The sequence below is a fragment of the Leptolyngbya sp. FACHB-671 genome (assembly GCF_014695745.1).
Lineage (GTDB): Bacteria > Cyanobacteriota > Cyanobacteriia > Elainellales > Elainellaceae > JAAUTN01.
The window spans coordinates 526,344-543,425 of record NZ_JACJOV010000153.1; the positions used below are offsets into that span (position 1 = coordinate 526,344).

Annotated in this window: 12 protein-coding genes; 4 read left to right on the forward strand and 8 right to left on the reverse strand. The window is 50.2% G+C overall.

The features are described from left to right. Window positions 1-65 precede the first annotated feature (65 nt). From H6F93_RS33560 to H6F93_RS27745, 6 genes are all read right to left on the reverse strand, one after another. Window positions 66-986 (reverse strand): cistern family PEP-CTERM protein, encoded by a 921-nt coding sequence (locus H6F93_RS33560; RefSeq protein ID WP_347277368.1) that lies wholly within the window; start codon window positions 984-986, stop codon window positions 66-68. Between the two features lie 684 nt (window positions 987-1,670). Further along, on the reverse strand, window positions 1,671-2,600 hold the full coding sequence (locus H6F93_RS27730) for a 2OG-Fe(II) oxygenase (protein ID WP_190687989.1): 930 nt from the start codon (window positions 2,598-2,600) through the stop codon (window positions 1,671-1,673). Window positions 2,601-2,714: 114 nt separating this feature from the next. After that, on the reverse strand, window positions 2,715-4,220 hold the full coding sequence (hflX, locus tag H6F93_RS27735; RefSeq protein WP_347277362.1) for a GTPase HflX: 1,506 nt from the start codon (window positions 4,218-4,220) through the stop codon (window positions 2,715-2,717). Continuing rightward, a complete protein-coding gene (locus tag H6F93_RS34305) occupies window positions 4,217-4,498 on the reverse strand; it encodes a hypothetical protein (RefSeq protein ID WP_242043628.1) in 282 nt (93 codons plus the stop codon). The genes hflX and H6F93_RS34305 overlap by 4 nt, the downstream gene beginning before the upstream one ends. Continuing rightward, entirely contained in the window at window positions 4,489-4,893 is a 405-nt protein-coding gene (locus tag H6F93_RS27740; protein ID WP_190641268.1) for a tetratricopeptide repeat protein, read from the reverse strand. The genes H6F93_RS34305 and H6F93_RS27740 overlap by 10 nt, the downstream gene beginning before the upstream one ends. Window positions 4,894-5,389: 496 nt before the next feature. Continuing rightward, entirely contained in the window at window positions 5,390-5,569 is a 180-nt protein-coding gene (locus tag H6F93_RS27745; protein ID WP_190641267.1) for a hypothetical protein, read from the reverse strand. Between the two features lie 47 nt (window positions 5,570-5,616). On the opposite strand from H6F93_RS27745, the gene H6F93_RS27750 reads away from it, so the two are divergent. Continuing rightward, window positions 5,617-10,773, forward strand: a complete 5,157-nt coding sequence (locus H6F93_RS27750) for an nSTAND1 domain-containing NTPase (protein ID WP_190687994.1) — start codon at window positions 5,617-5,619, stop codon at window positions 10,771-10,773. An 89-nt stretch (window positions 10,774-10,862) separates the two neighbouring features. Here H6F93_RS27750 and H6F93_RS27755 read toward each other — a convergent pair whose 3' ends face one another. Then, complete coding sequence (locus tag H6F93_RS27755; protein ID WP_190687998.1) at window positions 10,863-12,485, reverse strand: hypothetical protein; 1,623 nt, start codon at window positions 12,483-12,485, stop codon at window positions 10,863-10,865. Between the two features lie 276 nt (window positions 12,486-12,761). On the opposite strand from H6F93_RS27755, the gene H6F93_RS27760 reads away from it, so the two are divergent. After that, window positions 12,762-14,231 (forward strand): DNA-3-methyladenine glycosylase 2 family protein, encoded by a 1,470-nt coding sequence (locus H6F93_RS27760; protein WP_190688001.1) that lies wholly within the window; start codon window positions 12,762-12,764, stop codon window positions 14,229-14,231. Window positions 14,232-14,264: 33 nt separating this feature from the next. Then, window positions 14,265-14,789: a methylated-DNA--[protein]-cysteine S-methyltransferase gene (locus tag H6F93_RS34840; protein ID WP_190688005.1), complete on the forward strand. Its 525-nt coding sequence runs from the start codon at window positions 14,265-14,267 to the stop codon at window positions 14,787-14,789. Here H6F93_RS34840 and thyX read toward each other — a convergent pair. Further along, window positions 14,778-15,500 (reverse strand): FAD-dependent thymidylate synthase, encoded by a 723-nt coding sequence (gene thyX, locus H6F93_RS27770; RefSeq protein WP_190688008.1) that lies wholly within the window; start codon window positions 15,498-15,500, stop codon window positions 14,778-14,780. The two genes, H6F93_RS34840 and thyX, sit on opposite strands and share 12 nt — an antisense overlap. Window positions 15,501-15,715: 215 nt before the next feature. On the opposite strand from thyX, the gene H6F93_RS27775 reads away from it, so the two are divergent. Beyond that, window positions 15,716-17,020, forward strand: coding sequence for a P-loop NTPase fold protein (locus H6F93_RS27775; protein WP_190688012.1), 1,305 nt, complete (start codon window positions 15,716-15,718; stop codon window positions 17,018-17,020). Window positions 17,021-17,082: the final 62 nt, after the last annotated feature.

A 17,082-nucleotide genomic window follows, 5' to 3' on the forward strand; every position in this document is an offset into this window, starting at 1 on the left:
GAGGACAGGTTTTCCCGTCCTCCATCTTTCTCTTAACGTTTCACAACTACAGCCAAACTAAACCATTAACGGGTTCTTCTCTGGCGGAGCAATGCTAGACCAGCCATTACTAGACCTCCAACAGTACCCGGTTCAGGTACAGACTGAGGAGTTGAATCTGAAGCTGGCTCTACAGCAACCGGAGGAACAGGAGTAGGCTCGACCATAACTGGAGGTACAGGAAGCGCTGGAGTAGGCTCGACCACAACTGGAGGTACTGGAGTAGGTGCTACTACTACCGGGGGTGCGGGAGTAGGCTCGACCATAACTGGAGGTACTGGAGTAGGTGCTACTGCAACCGGGGGTGCGGGAGTAGGCTCGACCACAACTGGAAGTACAGGAAGCGCTGGAGTAGGCTCGACTACAACCGGAGGTACTGGAGTAGGTGCTACTACTACCGGGGGTATGGGAGTGGGTGCTACTACAATCGGAGACGCTGGAGTGGGTGTTGGCGCTACTACTACCGGAAGGGGAAAAGATCCGTGACCTGTTCCACTGTCATCGTTAAAGCCATTGCCGTTGATACTTTGATAGCGGACACCAAAGTTGCTCAACGTGAAGGTATTGACGTTACCTGAAAAAGCAAGGATAGGCAGGAAACTATCAGATGAACCTGTGTACACACCACCATTCTGACCACCCTGGCAAGTATTACCGTTGGTGAAACACACATCAAGATCACCAAATTGATTAGGAAATGCTCCTTCTCCATCGTTACTAAAAAGCCCAGAAACCCTTGTGCTACCAGCATTGTCAGAGTGACCAACTCCAAGTAAGGTCTGATTCACATCAAAGCCTAAAGCAGAACTTCTGGAGGAAATACCATTGCTGGAGGTATTACTAAGCAGAATTTTGAAAGCTGCTTCAGTGTTTTTTCCAACTGAAGAGAAACCTAAAAAAGTAAAGGTTGCTTTGGAAGAAAGCCCAGAAACAGATTTTTCGTTAATGCTTCCATCAAAGAAGATGTCAAACGAGCGATTTGCATCGTCGGCACTCACTGTAACGTTACCACCGTTAAGTACGAAAGCTGAAGCCGGAGAAGCAGCTAAGAGCGAGTACAGTCCTAAAGTTGATAAAACAGATAACCCAAGGACTTGCCGCGAAGAAGGTTTAGACATCGAAGTTTAGGCGTATCTAAAGTTACATCTTCATCATGCCCTCGGCAAAACTTTCACATCCTATTTTTGAGGACTTTCACACGATCTTCAACTAGTTTTTCAGCTCTGTAAACCCACATAAGCTGGGATTTTTCAGTAGTTTTACAGGTCTTTTCTTTCAACACAAAATAGGTTACTTCCAATTGCGATCTAAAATTTTAATCAGTATAAACAGCTAGGTTATCCACTCACGAAGGGCGGATAAAGCTACAGTATTCCAGGATTTAGCTACAGAGCAGCTAAATCCTGGAATACTGTAGCTTTATCCACAACTCTCCTAAATAAATTCTTTGCTGATTCACTCAGTAGAATCCGCTCTTAAATTTGCTAGTGCTTAAGGGGCGATCGCCAAGACTTTGATTACCCTGGTACGTACTATCACTTGATCTTTTGATAATGTTGAGTTTCTAAACATTGCTCGCGAGAGGTTGAGTTTATGAAGTGATGACTAAGCACCCTGACAGAGTAGCCAGGTTAACGTCGAACCCAACCATTAATGGTGAAGCGGCTATCAGCAAATGCTTGAGAAGGGCAATGGACGGATAATACTTCGTGCAAACAGCGGCTCAAGAAAAAGACGATGCTATTGTTGCGGGGGTCTACAGTCTTAAAGGTTTCTGCCCCTACAAAAAACCCATTCTCGATCTTGCTGTCGTAGATTCGTAACTCGCCACCTCTAAAAGGTTTTGGCGTTTGATAGAAGTAGTAAACGTAGGTTAACTCTCGTGTTGCTGTATCTGTACTGCCGTTGTCATTGTGAATTTTGTAGTAGTTACCGTCGTTGTGTGCAGTGAGCTGAGCCTCTATCTGAGAAACCGCAAAGAGGGGTAAACCTAGCTTGTGTAGCACATCTGGAATCACTTTCTGAATACGTTCTACTATTAGTTCGGAAAATTCTGGGAAATCATAAAGCGCCATAGAGCGCCGGTAGTTGATGTCGTTTGTTGAAGTGCTAGTAGGAACGAAGGCTTTTTCCTTGTTCAAAACAAAATTTAGCAGTCGGCTAGTTTCTTCTGTACCTAAGAAGTTATCAATTTGAACGTATTCTGAAGGGATAATTCTGGGAGAGGTCGGCTTTTGAACTAGATTTGCCCAAGATTGCACAGGTGGTTCTGTCTGAGGTTGAGCAGTTTGGTTTTGCTGGACGAAAACAGGCGGTTCTGTCACCAACCCGACTAGCTGTTCACTGACAAAGCAAAGCGCTGAACGGCCTTGCTCAATCGGAATTTGAAAGAGTCCTGTGGAACTCTTTTCTTGTCCGTGAGCACGAGACACAAGGGCTGCGATGAGGCTGTGTAGCAAGGGGGCATCGGGTGAAAGGGCTACTGTGTATTCATGTCCTCCAGCCAGTAAGATTTTGACCCGGATCTCTTTCGGCAAGGGTGATTGTGATGTGGATTCCATGACTGTCTTCTGAATTGACCGATTCAGCTAAGGTCGTGACTTGATGAAAGCCAAGAATGTTTTGGATGAAAACACGGTTTTAGCGCTTTTCCATTTGAGTCTCTGGGTTATAACCTAAGAGGCTGAGGTTGCATAGTGAACAAGTTGGGCAAGATGCTGGCGCAAGGTTTCTAAACCGAGGCGATCGCCCGTCGAGATAAACACTGCCTGAGGAAATTCTTCCTGAGCCAGAGTGAGCGTGTCCCCATCTACTTGATCAATCTTGTTAAACGCCAACAGGATTGGACCGGGCGTTACAGGCATGTCAGATAAAATTGTCATAACTGAGCGAATTTGGCTCTGCCATGCTGGATGGGAAAGATCTACTACATGCAGCAAGGCATCGGCTTCGGTGACTTCCTCTAAAGTGGCGCGAAAGGCATCCATGAGTGAAGGGGGCAGTTCATGGATGAAACCAACGGTATCTGTCAGGACAATGGAGAGCGTTTCGTGAGTGATGGGGTCAGCAATCGCCAATCGCCGTGTCGTGGGGTCAAGCGTTGCAAAGAGCTGATCTGCTGTATAAACCTCAGCATTGGTCAGCACATTTAATAGAGTAGATTTTCCAGCATTGGTGTAGCCAACAATCGCAACCGAGGGCACTTCCTGGTGCTGACGCTGACCGCGCAAGCGAGAGCGATGTGCCTGTAGCTGGTTCACTTCTTGCTGTAAGCGGGTAATGCGCCGCTGAATAGCCCGTCGTTCTGTCTCTAATTTCGTTTCGCCTGGACCTCGGGTGCCAATGCCACCGCCAAGTCGAGACATTGCTCGTCCGCGTCCGGTTAGTCGCGGCATCATGTACTCTAGCTGCGCCAACTCGACCTGAAGTTTGCCTGCGCCAGACTGGGCGCGCTGGGCAAAGATATCTAGAATTACTTCGGTGCGATCGACAACCCGCACCCCGATCCGCACTTCCAGGTTTCTAACCTGGGCAGGAGACAGGTCACGGTCAAACACAATCAGGTTTGCGCCTACGGTTTGGGCAGTCAGGGCAATTTCTTGGACTTTACCTTCACCTACAACGGTTTGGGGATGAGGACGCGATCGCCGCTGTTGCACAATCTGCAAAACTTCACCACCAGCCGTTTCAACCAGCCTTGATATCTCTGCCAAGCCATCCTGAAAGCGCTGCGGAGTGAGCTCACTGGTCAGCACACCAACCAGCAACACCCGGTCTTGGTCAGGACTAACCTGCTGGGCAACATATTCTCGCCGAAACTCTTCTTCTAAACTTTCGGTTAATTCTAAAAAATCTTGCTGAGACAGCACCTCCAGGCTTAAAGGCGGAGAAACAGTCCAATTTACTTCGGGATGGGGCACCAAATGAGCTAAATATATTTCTTGAACGTACCCTGTTGCACCACCACCTCTTCGCTCAAAGCCACTACCAGAAAGTGTTAGAACAACCAGTGCATCTAGGCGTTGAAGCGCCATTGCAGTCAGAGTTGCATCACTAGGAACCTCAGACTTTAGCTGAGTAGCGATGCAACGAATTCCAGAAAGCCGCTCAGCTCCATAGCGTGGCAGTTCCATTGGTGGAATTTGAGTTTTGCCGACTGTCCCTACCCCAACTCGAATCACCTGCCCTCTGCGGTTGACATAGGTGCAGATTGGCTGATCGATATCACTGCTGATTGCAGCAAGACGTTGAGCAAACTCAGGCGTAGTGAAGCGATCGCCCGGTAGCCGCTGATGATAGAGCCGTTGAAGCTGCTTAAGCTGACTCGGCTTGAGACCTTGAAGATTGCCGTAAATAGTTTCGATAGGCGTAACCGACCACTAATTGCTGAACCCAACGCATCTATTCTATCGACCCAAGTAGAGCTTGACGCATCACCAGGACATAATACTAGGGGCAAAGTTTTTTTAAGGCTTGAGTTAGCCTTTGCCAGAGCGATCGCCGCTCAGCTCCAAGTGCCTTGGCATAACAAGCATAGGCTTCCTGATAGCGTTCGAGACGGTGCAGCGCTGCCCCTCGAAAAATCCAGGCTTCTGAATGGGTGGGTTGAACTTCCAATGCTCTATCACAGCTCGATAGAGCCTCCTGATAGCGTTCGAGATGAATCAGCACAACCCCGCGAAACACTAAAGCAGCACAGTCGTTTGGGTCAATTTTTAGGGCTTCATCAAAACTGTCAAGCGCTTCTGTATAGCGACCTAAACGAGCCAACGCATCACCTCGAGCGACCCAAACCGCACTGCTATCTGTTTGAGCTGCTAGGACTTTGTCGAAATTAGGAGGAGGGTAATCCATACCGATCCCAACGATGTGGGTTTTGAAAGACCGAGCTTATGGCAGTCTATAGCTCAGTATTGAGCTTCTATCTTCACTTAAAATCAGTGATCTTACTCACCTCTTTACTTAAATCAATAAAGTTTTTTATAGCTAACTAGTAACTTATACAGGTATTTCTTTAGTCGAGAAAGCAAATTACGACAAAAAATTAAAAGTTTGATTTCAGAGATTTAATAAAAACCAATTTAGTAGAATCGTCTTTATTAAAATTTCATCAATGCGTAAGCAATTATTTGTCAGCAAGGGTTCTCACCCCCTTTTACAAGAATTAATCTGTTCGCTATCGTCTCTTCTAGACGGTCATCATAATGGTGCAAAATTCTCTTTTGAGATGATTTAATCACTAGGAAATCTAATTATTTGACCATTGCTCAGATAAGCTTTACTGTCCACTTTCAGACGTGCGGGTTCATTCAAATTAACAATCTGGTTCAGAAACCTCAAACGGCTCAACTTAGAAGTCTTCGACAAAGCTCTTTGGTTCTGCTTGGCTGTGATGCAGCAGGTAAGGCACCGGAAAGACCTTCAGAAGAAATGGCAGAGTACCGAATTCGCGATTATTCTCTGCTGAACGGGCATTCTTGCCTGTAAGGATCAGGTCTAGCAAAAGTTGCCCCTTGACCGTCCAGGGCATTCCAAAAGCTACTGAAAAATTACGCTGCTTTATAAGGAACTAGATTAATGTCACGGGATGCACTTGTTGTCGGAGTTAATACCTATCAGTATTTGTCTGGCTTACAAGCTCCAGCCCGGGATGCCGAGGCGATCGCCCAACAATTGCACACTCAAGGCGAGTTTCGTATTCATCGGCTGCCAGAAATCATTAGTTCGGGGCAGCCCCAAGTCGGGTTAAAAACTCCAGTCACCCTACGTGATCTAGAGACTGCCCTAGTCAATCTGTTTAAGCCAAAGGGTAGCAACGTCCCTCATACAGCACTATTTTACTTTTCTGGACACGGCATTCAGCGAGAAGCCGGGATTCAAGAGGGTTATCTGGCACCCAGCGATTCCAATCCTGATGTCGGGTTTTACGGCTTATCTTTGTTTTGGCTGCGACGACTGCTGCAAGAGAGTCCAGTACGCCAGCGAATCATTTTGCTAGATTGCTGCCACAGCGGCGAATTTCTCAACTTTTTGGAAGCCGATCCAGGAGCGCGTCCCGGTACAGACCGACTCTTCATGGCAGCATCCAGGGAATACGAATCTGCCTACGAGTCATTAGACAGTCCTTATAGTGTCTTTACCCAAGCCCTGTTGACAGGACTAGACCCTCAACGCAGCGAGACAGGGATTATCACGAATCATTCCCTGACCACCTGGGTAAACGATGCCCTCAAGGGAGAATTGCAGCAACCGCTGTTTGAGAATTCAGGCAGCGAAATTATTTTGACGCGGGGTGAGAGTTTAGCAACGGCAAAGAAGCCGCTGCAATCAACCGACATCTGCCCTTACCGAGGACTGGAATTTTTTGATGAAGCCCACGCTGAGTACTTTTTTGGGCGAGAGGATCTAACCGATCAGCTGCTTGATGAGTTGAGAAGAGGACGCTTTGTTGCTGTAGTCGGTGCGTCGGGCAGCGGTAAGTCTTCTCTAGTCAGGGCGGGACTGCTTTGGGAGTTGCGGCAAGGAAAAAAGTTTTCGGGGAGCGATCGCTGGCGAATTAAGCTGCTCACGCCAACTCACCGTCCACTCAAGAGCTTGGCATCTGCTTTTGTAGATTTGAATGTCTCTGACTTGGAGCGAGCAGAGCAGCTTCGACGAGCAGAGGTCTTTTTGCAGGATGGCGGAGCCGGACTGGCACAGCTGGTGCAGGCGAGCTTGTTAACCGAGCAGGGGAATGGGGGCGATCGCCCCTCCTCCTTTGGGGCTGAAAAACGTCCACATCTGTTGCTTGTGATTGACCAGTTTGAGGAAGTCTTCACCCTGAGTCATGGAACCCAGGCAGAGCAGGAGCGCCACCAGTTTTTTCAATGCCTCACCCAAGCCCTACAAGTGGCGGGCGACTGCCTCAGCATCGTGATTGTGCTGCGGGCAGATTTTTTTGGCAAATGTTCTCTTTACGAGAAGTTGGCTCAGCAAATTGAGCAAAACATGGTGATTGTGACACCGCTGAGCTATGAGCAAATCAAGGCAACCATCATGCAGCCTGCTCAAAAAGTAGGGCTGACCTGTGAGCCAAATCTGGTCTACACCATGCTGCTAGATGTGATTGGTGCGCCCGGAGAACTGCCGCTGCTGCAATATACCTTACTGGAGCTATGGCAGCGACGGCAGATTGACGCGGACAGGGGCGCTGCCTACCTTACCCTGGATGCTTATACAGAATTAGGCGGTGTAAGAGGAACCCTGCAAAAACGCGCAACCGAAATTTTTTATGGACTATCGCTAGAAGAGCAGGGTGTTGCCAAGCGTATTTTTTTGGCGCTAACGCAACTGGGAGAAGGAACGGAGGACACTCGACGGCGCGTATTTAAAGCGGAATTGGTAAATTCTGCTTTTTCACGGGAATTGGTCGAGCAGACTCTAGAAAAGTTAGTTGCTGCAAAGCTCGTGGTGACAAACCAGAGTGAGAGCTGGCAGTCAGCTGAAGGGGACGACGCTGCGAATGATCCTGCTAGCGAAAAATCTCTGGCAACGGTCAGCTTTGCCCAAGCCTGGCTCTGTCAGGAAACGATTGATGTCGCCCATGAAGCCCTGATTCGGAACTGGACACTGCTGCGGAGTTGGCTCGACGAAAATCGGGAGGTGTTACGACGACAGCGACGGATTGAGCAGGTTGCCCAGGAGTGGAACAATGCAGGACAGCCCAAAGGAGTGGAATATTTGCTGCGCGGCGGGCGGTTAATTGATGCTGAAGATTTTCTCAGCCACTACTCGGATGATTTGTCGTCTTTGGCACAGCGCTACATCATCGTTAGCCAAGAGGAGAGCTACCGAGCCAGAAAGGAACTGAGATCGCTGCAAATTGCGGTACCGTCAGTCTTGCTGGTTGCCTTATTGGTAACGTTTAACCAATACCGCACAGCGGTACAGACGCAGGCAGAAAAGGATTATCAGCTTCAGGTTTCAACATCGCGAGAACGGGCGGCGATCGCCCAGTCAATTTTGCAAGAGCCGGATAGCGACCCTATGACCGCTTTGCTGATCAGTCGCTTAGCCGCAGAACAGGGCGGACAAACCTACGAAGCTCAATCTAGTTTGCGGGCTGCCCTGCAAGATTTGCGACTGCAACTGGAACTGCATGGGCATCAGGGTGCGGTTCACCAGGTTGTTTTCAGTTCTGACCAAAACTATCTAGCGACCGCTAGTGCTGATGGCACGATTCGCCTCTGGCCAGTCCATTCTCACACCATTCAAACTGACAGCATCCAGCCGCTCAAGATTCTGTCTTGGTCTGACTCTTCTTCGCCAGATGCTGCTGCAACTTCAGACACACCAAACTTGACCACTGTTGCGTTTAGCCCTGACAACAAACAGGTGGTGGCGATCGCCCAAAATTCACCCCAAATCAAAATTTGGTCAGTTGAATCTGGCGATTTGATCCAACAAATCGAAGCAACTCAAGCCGTCACTCAAGTAAGCTTTAGCCCTGATGGAAAGTGGATTGCCACAGCCAGCACTGATCGAAGTATCTCCATTTGGCAAGCCGAAACAGGTCAGCTTCAGGTTCGTCTCACTCAGTCAGGAGCAGTCAACAGCCTGGAATTTAGCTCCGATGGGCAACGTCTACTTTCGGCTGGGGCTGATGGCTTTGCTTATCTATGGCAACTGACGGCTGCATCCCCAACCGCTCCCTTAACCGCAAGACTCATCAAATCCTTGCAGCATCCAGATGCAGTAAACAGCGCCAGCTTTAGCCCCAAGGGACGCTGGATCGCGACGGCCTGCGATGATGGCAAAGTCAGACTTTGGGAAATTGCTACTGGACAACTGCGCCACACTCTGACTCAAAACACCTCGGTTGATCGACCACCCAGCACCACTCAGTCAGCATCAACCCAACCCACACCAGACATCAACCCGATCGCCCCCGTTGTAAAAGTGTTGTTTAGTCCGGATGAACAACTCCTGGCAACGACAAGCACCAGTCACCAGACCTGGCTTTGGGAAGTCGGCTCTGGACGGCTTCGGTCCAGACTCACCGGTCAAGGGGTAGCCCAAACGGATCAAGATGAAGGGATAGGGGCGATCGCATTTAGCCCTGATAGTCGCCAAATTATCACCACAAATCGAGCGCAGGTTAACCAGGAGGTTTCCTACAGTATCTACCTGTGGGACACTCAAACGGGGAGCCAAACAGGTACACTACGCGGAAATCATGCTGCCATTACTACAGCGCAATTTAGCCCGGACGGTGCTTATCTCGTTACAGCTAGTCAAGAGGGCACGGTGCGCTTGTGGTCAGCAGAGTTGGGTGGTGAGTTGCCGACGCTCCATATTCCTCATGCGCTAGTCCAGTGGGCAGCCTTTGTTCAACCAGCGGAACCTTTGAGCGCACGTGCATCCACGGCAGATAGCGTCCCCAGCATCAACCTGAATCCATCCTCCATGTTAATAGGAGACAATTCTGACTCTAAGATTCAGCCAAATACAGCTTCAGCATTCCCGACAGGTCTTATGACGGTTACGGCGGATGGGGCACTGCGACGCTGGGAGGTCATTCCCAACTCGCTTGCTAATCCTACTCTGGCGGTGGATCTAGATCAGGGGCTACCTTCTGCTAGCACGGCTCAAATCGATACCTCCATTCAGCCACAAAACTTTTGGCAGCGGTTGACAGCTTCTGGATGGCGATCGCTGTTGGGTTCTCAGACTAATTCGCCGAATGCAGAAGCGCCTGCTTCTGAAACGCCTGTTGCGGCAGTTGGGGCAAGAATGGGACAGCTACAACCCGCAGGTGCTGCAACGACAACTGGAAAAATTGTGCTCACCAGCGTTGCTTTTAGCCAAAATGGTCAAATGATTGCAACTGCAACCAGTGATGGATGGGTTGAAATTCGTCGAAACCAGTCGAGCCAAATCGCAGAACCATTACAACGGATTCAGAGCGTACAGGTTGCAGAAGTTCGTAATAACGCTACCTCTAGCCTGCGGCACTCAGATATTCCTGCAGTTTTTCATCAGTTAGTTTTTAGTGCGGACGGTCGACTGCTGTTGGGCTTGGGAGATGATTTTGCTGCCCGCCTCTGGGATGTGCAGTCAGGGCAGTTGTTGCAGACTTTGCATGGACATGAAGCAATGATTCAGCAGGCGCAGTTTAGTCCTGATGGACAGCAGATTATTACTGCCAGCCTGGATCGAACGGCACGAATCTGGCAGGTGGCTTCTGGGCAAACAGCCAAGGTGCTGTCTCATCAAGATGCAGTTAGCAGTGCCGCTTTTAGCCCGGATGGACAACAAGTGGTAACGACTAGTTGGGATAGCACGGCTAGAGTGACGGATGTAGAAACGGGAGCGCTCAAGGTAATTTTGTCAGGGCACCGAGGGTTGGTTTTAGATGCCCAGTTTAGTCCTGATGGGCGATCGCTCGTCACCGCCGGGGCAGATGGCACTGCCCGCATTTGGGATGCAGAAACGGGTGTAGAAAAGGCACAGCTTCACCCAACCTACACGGGAGCTGAGCCAAAGCTGATTCGTCGGGCTTTCTTTAGCCCAGATGGTCAGTACGTTGCCACATTAACCGAGCAAGGGCAGGTGAATTTATGGGCTGCGACCTGGGAGATGCTGCTGGAGCTTGCCCGCGATCGCAGTTTCCGTCAGCTAACCGATGAGGAATGCATTCGTTATTTACGCTTGGCTCCTGATAATTGCCCAACGCTTGAGATTAATCAGGACTAATGGTTATGTCGTTTTGATAAAAACGGGCGACAGATGAAAGGGCACCCCGCTAAGCGGGGTGCCCTTTCATCTGTCGCCGATTCTAAACGTTAGCGCCGTCTGCCACCGGGAGTGCGTCCATTTTCGTCATTGCTGCCGCCATGCGGACGAGAGTTGCCAGGGTCACATCCTTCGGAACCGTTGCCAATGCCCTGGTTGCAGTTGCGACGACGAGAGCGACCGCCGTCATCGTCATCGTCGTCATCATATTCGTAGTCGTCATCGTCGTCATCATCACCGTCGTTGTCGTCATCATCATCGTCATCGTCGTACTCGTAGTCGTCGTAGTCATCGATGTCGATGATTGTTCCTTCCGTAAAGCCAACTTCTTGATAGACCAGGATTAATTGGCTGACTTCGTAGGTGGAGATGCTGCTAGTGCTGATGTTACTAATTTCAACGATTTCTCCAGGAGTGGCGAGTAAGGCAGGAGCCAGCCCAGAGATGAAGCAAGGAATGGTGCGACCAACCAGAGAGAAAATACCGCTTTCAAAGGAACTGCTGTAAACAGAGCTACTAGAAGTGGAAATGCTCTGGGTTTGGAACAGGCTGGTGTTAATGTTTCGGGTACTGCTGAGGAAAGTGACGCGGCTATCGCGATAGCTTGAACCACTCACCTGGGTGTAGTAGCTATAGGTATTGCGGTTCGCGTCAATGACACCGTTTTCATCACTATCAACACCGTAAACGGTGCGAACGGTGCCGTAGGAACTGCTTTGGCTAGGCAAAATCAGGTTTACAGCAGCGTTGTCATCCAGTAGCTCAAACTCGCTGTAGCCAATCAGGACGTTTTGTGAGGTAAAGAGGCGGACGACGACGCGATCGCCTGGATTGAGTCCACGAATAAATCTTGCTCGCTGGTTGATGCGATAGCGAAAATCACCAACAAACCGCTCTTGCAAGAATGCATTAGGACGCTGAGCCTTAAGCGAAACGCGAACAATGACATTATCAAAAGTGGGCTGAGATTGAAGAACCGCTAGACTAAAGTGTCCTCGCAGCGGGTTCAGAGTATTGTTAGGTTGCCCTGCGCCAGTTACCGTGACAGGAACAGAGGTTTGAGTGCTAGTTTGAGTCGTCTGGCTGCTCGTCACCTGAGTGGTGCTGGTCTGGCTACTGGCGATCTGGGTTGTGCTGGTCTGAGCGATCGCCCGATAACGTTGCACTTGATCCCAGGTCACTTCTTGGTTTCGCTGCCCGCCACGCACGTCATAGCGCAGTTGAGCGACTGCCCGTAGCTCTACGTCATCCAGGTCATCATCGTCCAGTGCATCTTGCAAGTCGTCCAGCGAAATCACCTCTGGCTCTAGCGTTACTCGTCCTCCATTGTTGTTAATTAGACGAGCACCTGTGCTGCTGTAGATCAGTCTCCAGCGACCATCTTGACGAGCAAAAATTTGGTAAACGGCGTTTGCGTAGCTGGTTTCAGGTTTTTCTAAAACGTCCAGTTGCATCACCAGAGAGGTAACCTGCTGACGCGCATTGACCAGTCTTCCAAGCCTTAAGACGCTGTCCCATTCTTGCTGACGCTGACTGATTTGCAGCGGCGCAGGGTCTGCCAAAACTTGGGAATAGCTGCCCAAGATTAACGTTGAAGCCATTAAAGCGATCGCACCCTTTTTCCAGAAGGAAGCAGATTTCCTGCTGGTCATATTTTGTTTGTTTGTGTTCATGAAAGTTGAGGTGATTACGGTGAATGGACAAGAACTGACGACCGACGATCGGCGCAACAGCCCCGTCTCAATCAGTTCCCAGTTTTGCTAAGTTGACCTGACAGGTAGCGCACAGGTTCCCTTTAGTATGGGTTTTTACAATTTGAACACGCAGTTTTTATCAAATCTACATAGGTAGGGTGTTGGGCGGTTAGGGATTGGAGCAATCACCCAACACCCAACACCCATGTCCGAAAACGGCTAGATTTTCCTGTGGGGCAGATCTATGCTGTGCCCATGAAACTCGATCATGAAACCTGCTACCGAGCTGTACAAGCCCGCGATCGCCGTTTTGATGGGCGGTTCTTTACCGCAGTTTTGACGACTAAAATCTATTGCCGACCGATTTGTCCGGCTCCAACACCGAAACGAGAAAACTGCATTTTTTTGCCGTGTGCTGCGGCTGCCCATGAGAAGGGGTTTCGTCCCTGTTTGCGCTGTCGCCCAGAAATTTCCCCTGGATTGTTTGCTCAGTTTGAAGGGGCTGCGGTTGTTTCACGGGCGCTGAACCTGATTGCAGAAGGCACTTTAGATGATGGTAAGGTAGCAGACTTGGCGGAACAGGTGGGAATGGGCGATCGCCATCTCAGGCGCTTGTTCACCGAGCATTTGGGCGCACCCCCTCTGGCTGTAGCGCAGACCCGCCGAATTTTGTTTGCTAAACAGTTAATTGATGAAACTTCCCTATCCATGACTGATGTAGCAATGGCAGCAGGGTTTATGAGCATTCGACGGTTTAACGAAGTGATGCAAAAAACTTACCAGCGATCGCCTCGTGAGTTGCGACGAATTCATGTGGCTGAAGATCCAGAGAACAACCCTAAACCAGCCGAAATTACGCTGAAGTTACCTTTTAGTCCGCCTTATCACTGGTCTGCTCTGGTGCGTTTTCTGGCACCTAGAGTCATTCCTGGAGTGGAGGCAGTCGGTTTTGATTTTTATTGCCGCACGATTTGTCTAGATGGATTGCACGGAATTGTTGAAGTGCGTCCGGTTGAAGGACAAAATCATTTGCTAGCTAAGATTCGGTTTCCCAAAGTGGTGGCGATCGCTCCAATTGTTGAACGGTTGCGCCGGGTCTTTGACCTGAACGCTAACGTCACCGAAATTGCAGCTCATCTAGAACGTGATCCACTGCTTCGAGATCGAGTTTTGGCATTGCCAGGACTGCGCGTTCCGGGTGCGTGGGATAGCTTTGAACTGGCGGTGCGGGCAATTCTGGGACAGCAAATTAGCGTTGCTGCTGCCACGAAACTGGCAGGGCGACTAGTGGAAACCCACGGTGAACCGCTGAACCTGGAAACTCCGACCGAAACGCCATTGCAACGGGTATTTCCTCGCCCAGAGGTGTTGGCGATCGCTGACCTGACTCAATTGGGGTTAACTCGTGCCCGTGCCAAAGCTATTTCATCTCTAGCAACAGCGGTTGTGGAAGGGCAAGTTTTAAACAGTTTTTCCAGCCTGGAAAGTGCCGTTCAAACGCTCTGTGAGTTGCCGGGAATTGGGGAATGGACGGCTCACTATATTGCAATGCGGGCGTTGCGGGAGCCGGATGCTTTTCCGGCAACAGATTTAGGGTTGCGGCGATCGCTCTCCCCAAACAATCCCCTTACAAAAACACAACTGCTAGAAATGGCGCAGTCTTGGCGACCCTGGCGGGCTTATGCTGCCATGTATCTGTGGTTGTCAGAAGGGTTAGAGGAGTAGAAACGGATGCATCTCATTTCAGGAGAAAACAGCATGGAACTCTTTATCGACAAGATCAATTCCCCATTGGGAACCATTTTGCTGGTTTCGGATGGAGAGAATTTGTGTGCATTAGACTTTGCCGACTACGAACATCGCATGATCCAACTGCTTCAGGTGAGGTACGGTCACTTTCACCTGAAGGAAATGGCAAATCCAGCCGGAATCAGCAGCAAAATTCAGGCTTATTTGGAAGGAGACTACAGCAGTCTCGATCACATTCCAGTTAGCGCGGGCGGAACAGCCTTTCAGCAGCAGGTTTGGGCAGCACTGCGAACCATTCCGCTCGGAACAACTGTCACGTATGGGGAACTCGCCGCAAAATTAGGCAAACCGACGGCTTACCGAGCTGTTGGCATGGCAAATTCACTCAACCCAGTGGCGATCGTGGTGCCCTGCCATCGGGTGATTGGGGCAAAAGCAAACCTAACGGGCTACGCGGGTGGGCTTGAGCGCAAACGCTGGCTACTGAAGCATGAGGGCGTTGCTCTGGAATCTCGAAACGAATCAAGGCGCTAACCGGGCTTTCTTAAGGCGATTGCTTTCATACCAGTCGGCGATCGCCGGAGCCCATTCCTGGAAGGGCACCCAGATCAATTCACACAGTTTTTGCGCCTCAAGCTGAGCATCGGCTTTCCAGCGAAGATCTAATAGATGCAGGAGCGATCGCACATTTGCCGACAGTACCCAGTGCTGCCGCACATCAAAGGGAATCAGCCCCCGCGCATGTTCTTCTGAGAAGCCTTGATTGATTCGTTCTTGGTAGCGCTTGCAGGCGGCTAAACACCAGTCCAAATCTTGCTGTCGCTGTTCTGTGGTGTATTCGTAGCGCTTGCCCTGGCGATCGCTATAAGCCCCGATTGGACGCAGGTAAAACACATCCTCAACCTCTTGCTTCCCCTCAACCACATCCACAATTCGCTGCCCCGTGTATCTCATGGATTGAACATCAAAGCTGATTCCAACGCGATGGGTACGGATTTGCTGCATGGTGCTGTGGGGAAACCAGCCGCAGTTGAGCACGATTTGCGGATGCTCTAACGGGCCGTAGTGTCCTCGGTTGCCTGCTAGAAGCTGTTTGACGATGATTTCTCCGGCTTTTTCTTCGCTGGGCCAGCGATCGCGCTCATCACAGACAAACCCCTCCGCGTAGTCCTGGTGCATTGCGGCATAAATGACCTGCTGGGGGTTAGGAGTTTGCGAGATTACGGCAACGGTAAAGCGATCCATAGGACTTGGGAGAATTTAGAGATGAGCAGCAGAGAGTATCAAGCTCTCTAGAATAAGCCCTGTTCGTCGCAATTCAACCAATCCTTAAGTTTTTTTAGCTGTGGTCATACAGGCTATGAAAAAGAGACAGGGCTATCCCTTTCCATAACCAAAGGAGCTAGCGCTATACCCCCAAACTTGATGCAAGATCCAAATAGAATCAATGGTGTATTGCAATGGCGCTTGACTTAGCCCGATTTTTTAGAGCCTGTAATCCCAGCCGCACGCTGGTAGTTGGTAACCCTGAAGACCAGCTTTATTACATTGATTTTGCAGGTGTGCGGGGCGGCAAAATTATCGAAGCACTGGAGCGCACGATCGCCCTGCTTTCGCCCAACGATCCAACCTGTCAGCTTTTCACCGGGCACATTGGCTGCGGCAAGTCTACCGAACTGTTTCGGCTGAAGGCAGAACTGGAAGAACAGCGGTTTTATGTTGTTTACTTTGAGGCAGACCAGGATTTAGACGTAGCCGATGTGGATGTGACCGACATTTTGCTGGCAATCGCCCGCCAGGTCAGCCACAGCTTAGAAAATATGGGCATTCGGCTCAAACCAGGTTACTTCTCCCGGCTTTTTTCTGAGATTGGGACGATGCTGCAAACGCCGATTGAGTTTTCCGAAGCAGAGTTTTCCGTCGGCATTGGCAAAGTGGTTGCCCGCACCAAAAACAGTCCGCAGTTTCGCAGTCAGCTTCGGCAGTTTTTGGAAACCCGCACCAGCAGCATCCTGGAATCGATCAACCAAGAACTGCTGCAACGGGCAACCGTCGAGCTACAGCGGCGAGGCTATCGCGGACTGGTCGTGATCGTCGATAACCTGGATCGGGTTGAAAATCGGCTAGCAGCATCGGGGCGATCGCAGCCCGAATATCTCTTCATCGACCGGGGCAAACAGCTTCAAGCTCTTGACTGCCATGTGGTTTACACCATTCCCCTGTCGCTGATCTTCTCCAGCGAAGGAGAGGCATTAAAGAATCGACTGGGGGGTGGCGTTGCGCCAATGGTTTTGCCGATGGTGCCTGTCAACTATCGAGACGGGCACGAAAACCTGGAAGGCATGGCGCTGTTGCGACAGTTGGTTTTAGCCAGAGCCTTTCCTGAAATGAATCCAGTGCAGCGGCTCGACCTGATTTCAGAAATTTTTGATCAGCCCGAAACGCTCGATCGGCTGTGTCGAATCAGCGGCGGTCATGTGCGAAACCTGTTAGGGCTGCTCTATAGCTGTCTGCAGCAGCAAGACCCGCCGTTTCCACGCAGCACTTTGGAAAGCGTAATTAGAACTTATCAAGATGACCTGGTGCTGCGGATGAATGCGTCTCAGCAAGAGTTGCTGCGGCAGGTTGCTCAACAAAAGACGATTGGCAACGCGCCGGAATATCAGGCTTTGCTGCGGAGCTTGTTTGTGTTTGAGTATCGTGGACCACAGGGGCGCTGGTTTGACTTGAATCCAGCTCTGTCCGAGCTAGAGGAATTATCCTGAAGGAAAGTAGCCGTAGGTTGGGTGTAGCTCAGCGAAACCCAGCGCAACCCTTAACACTGTTA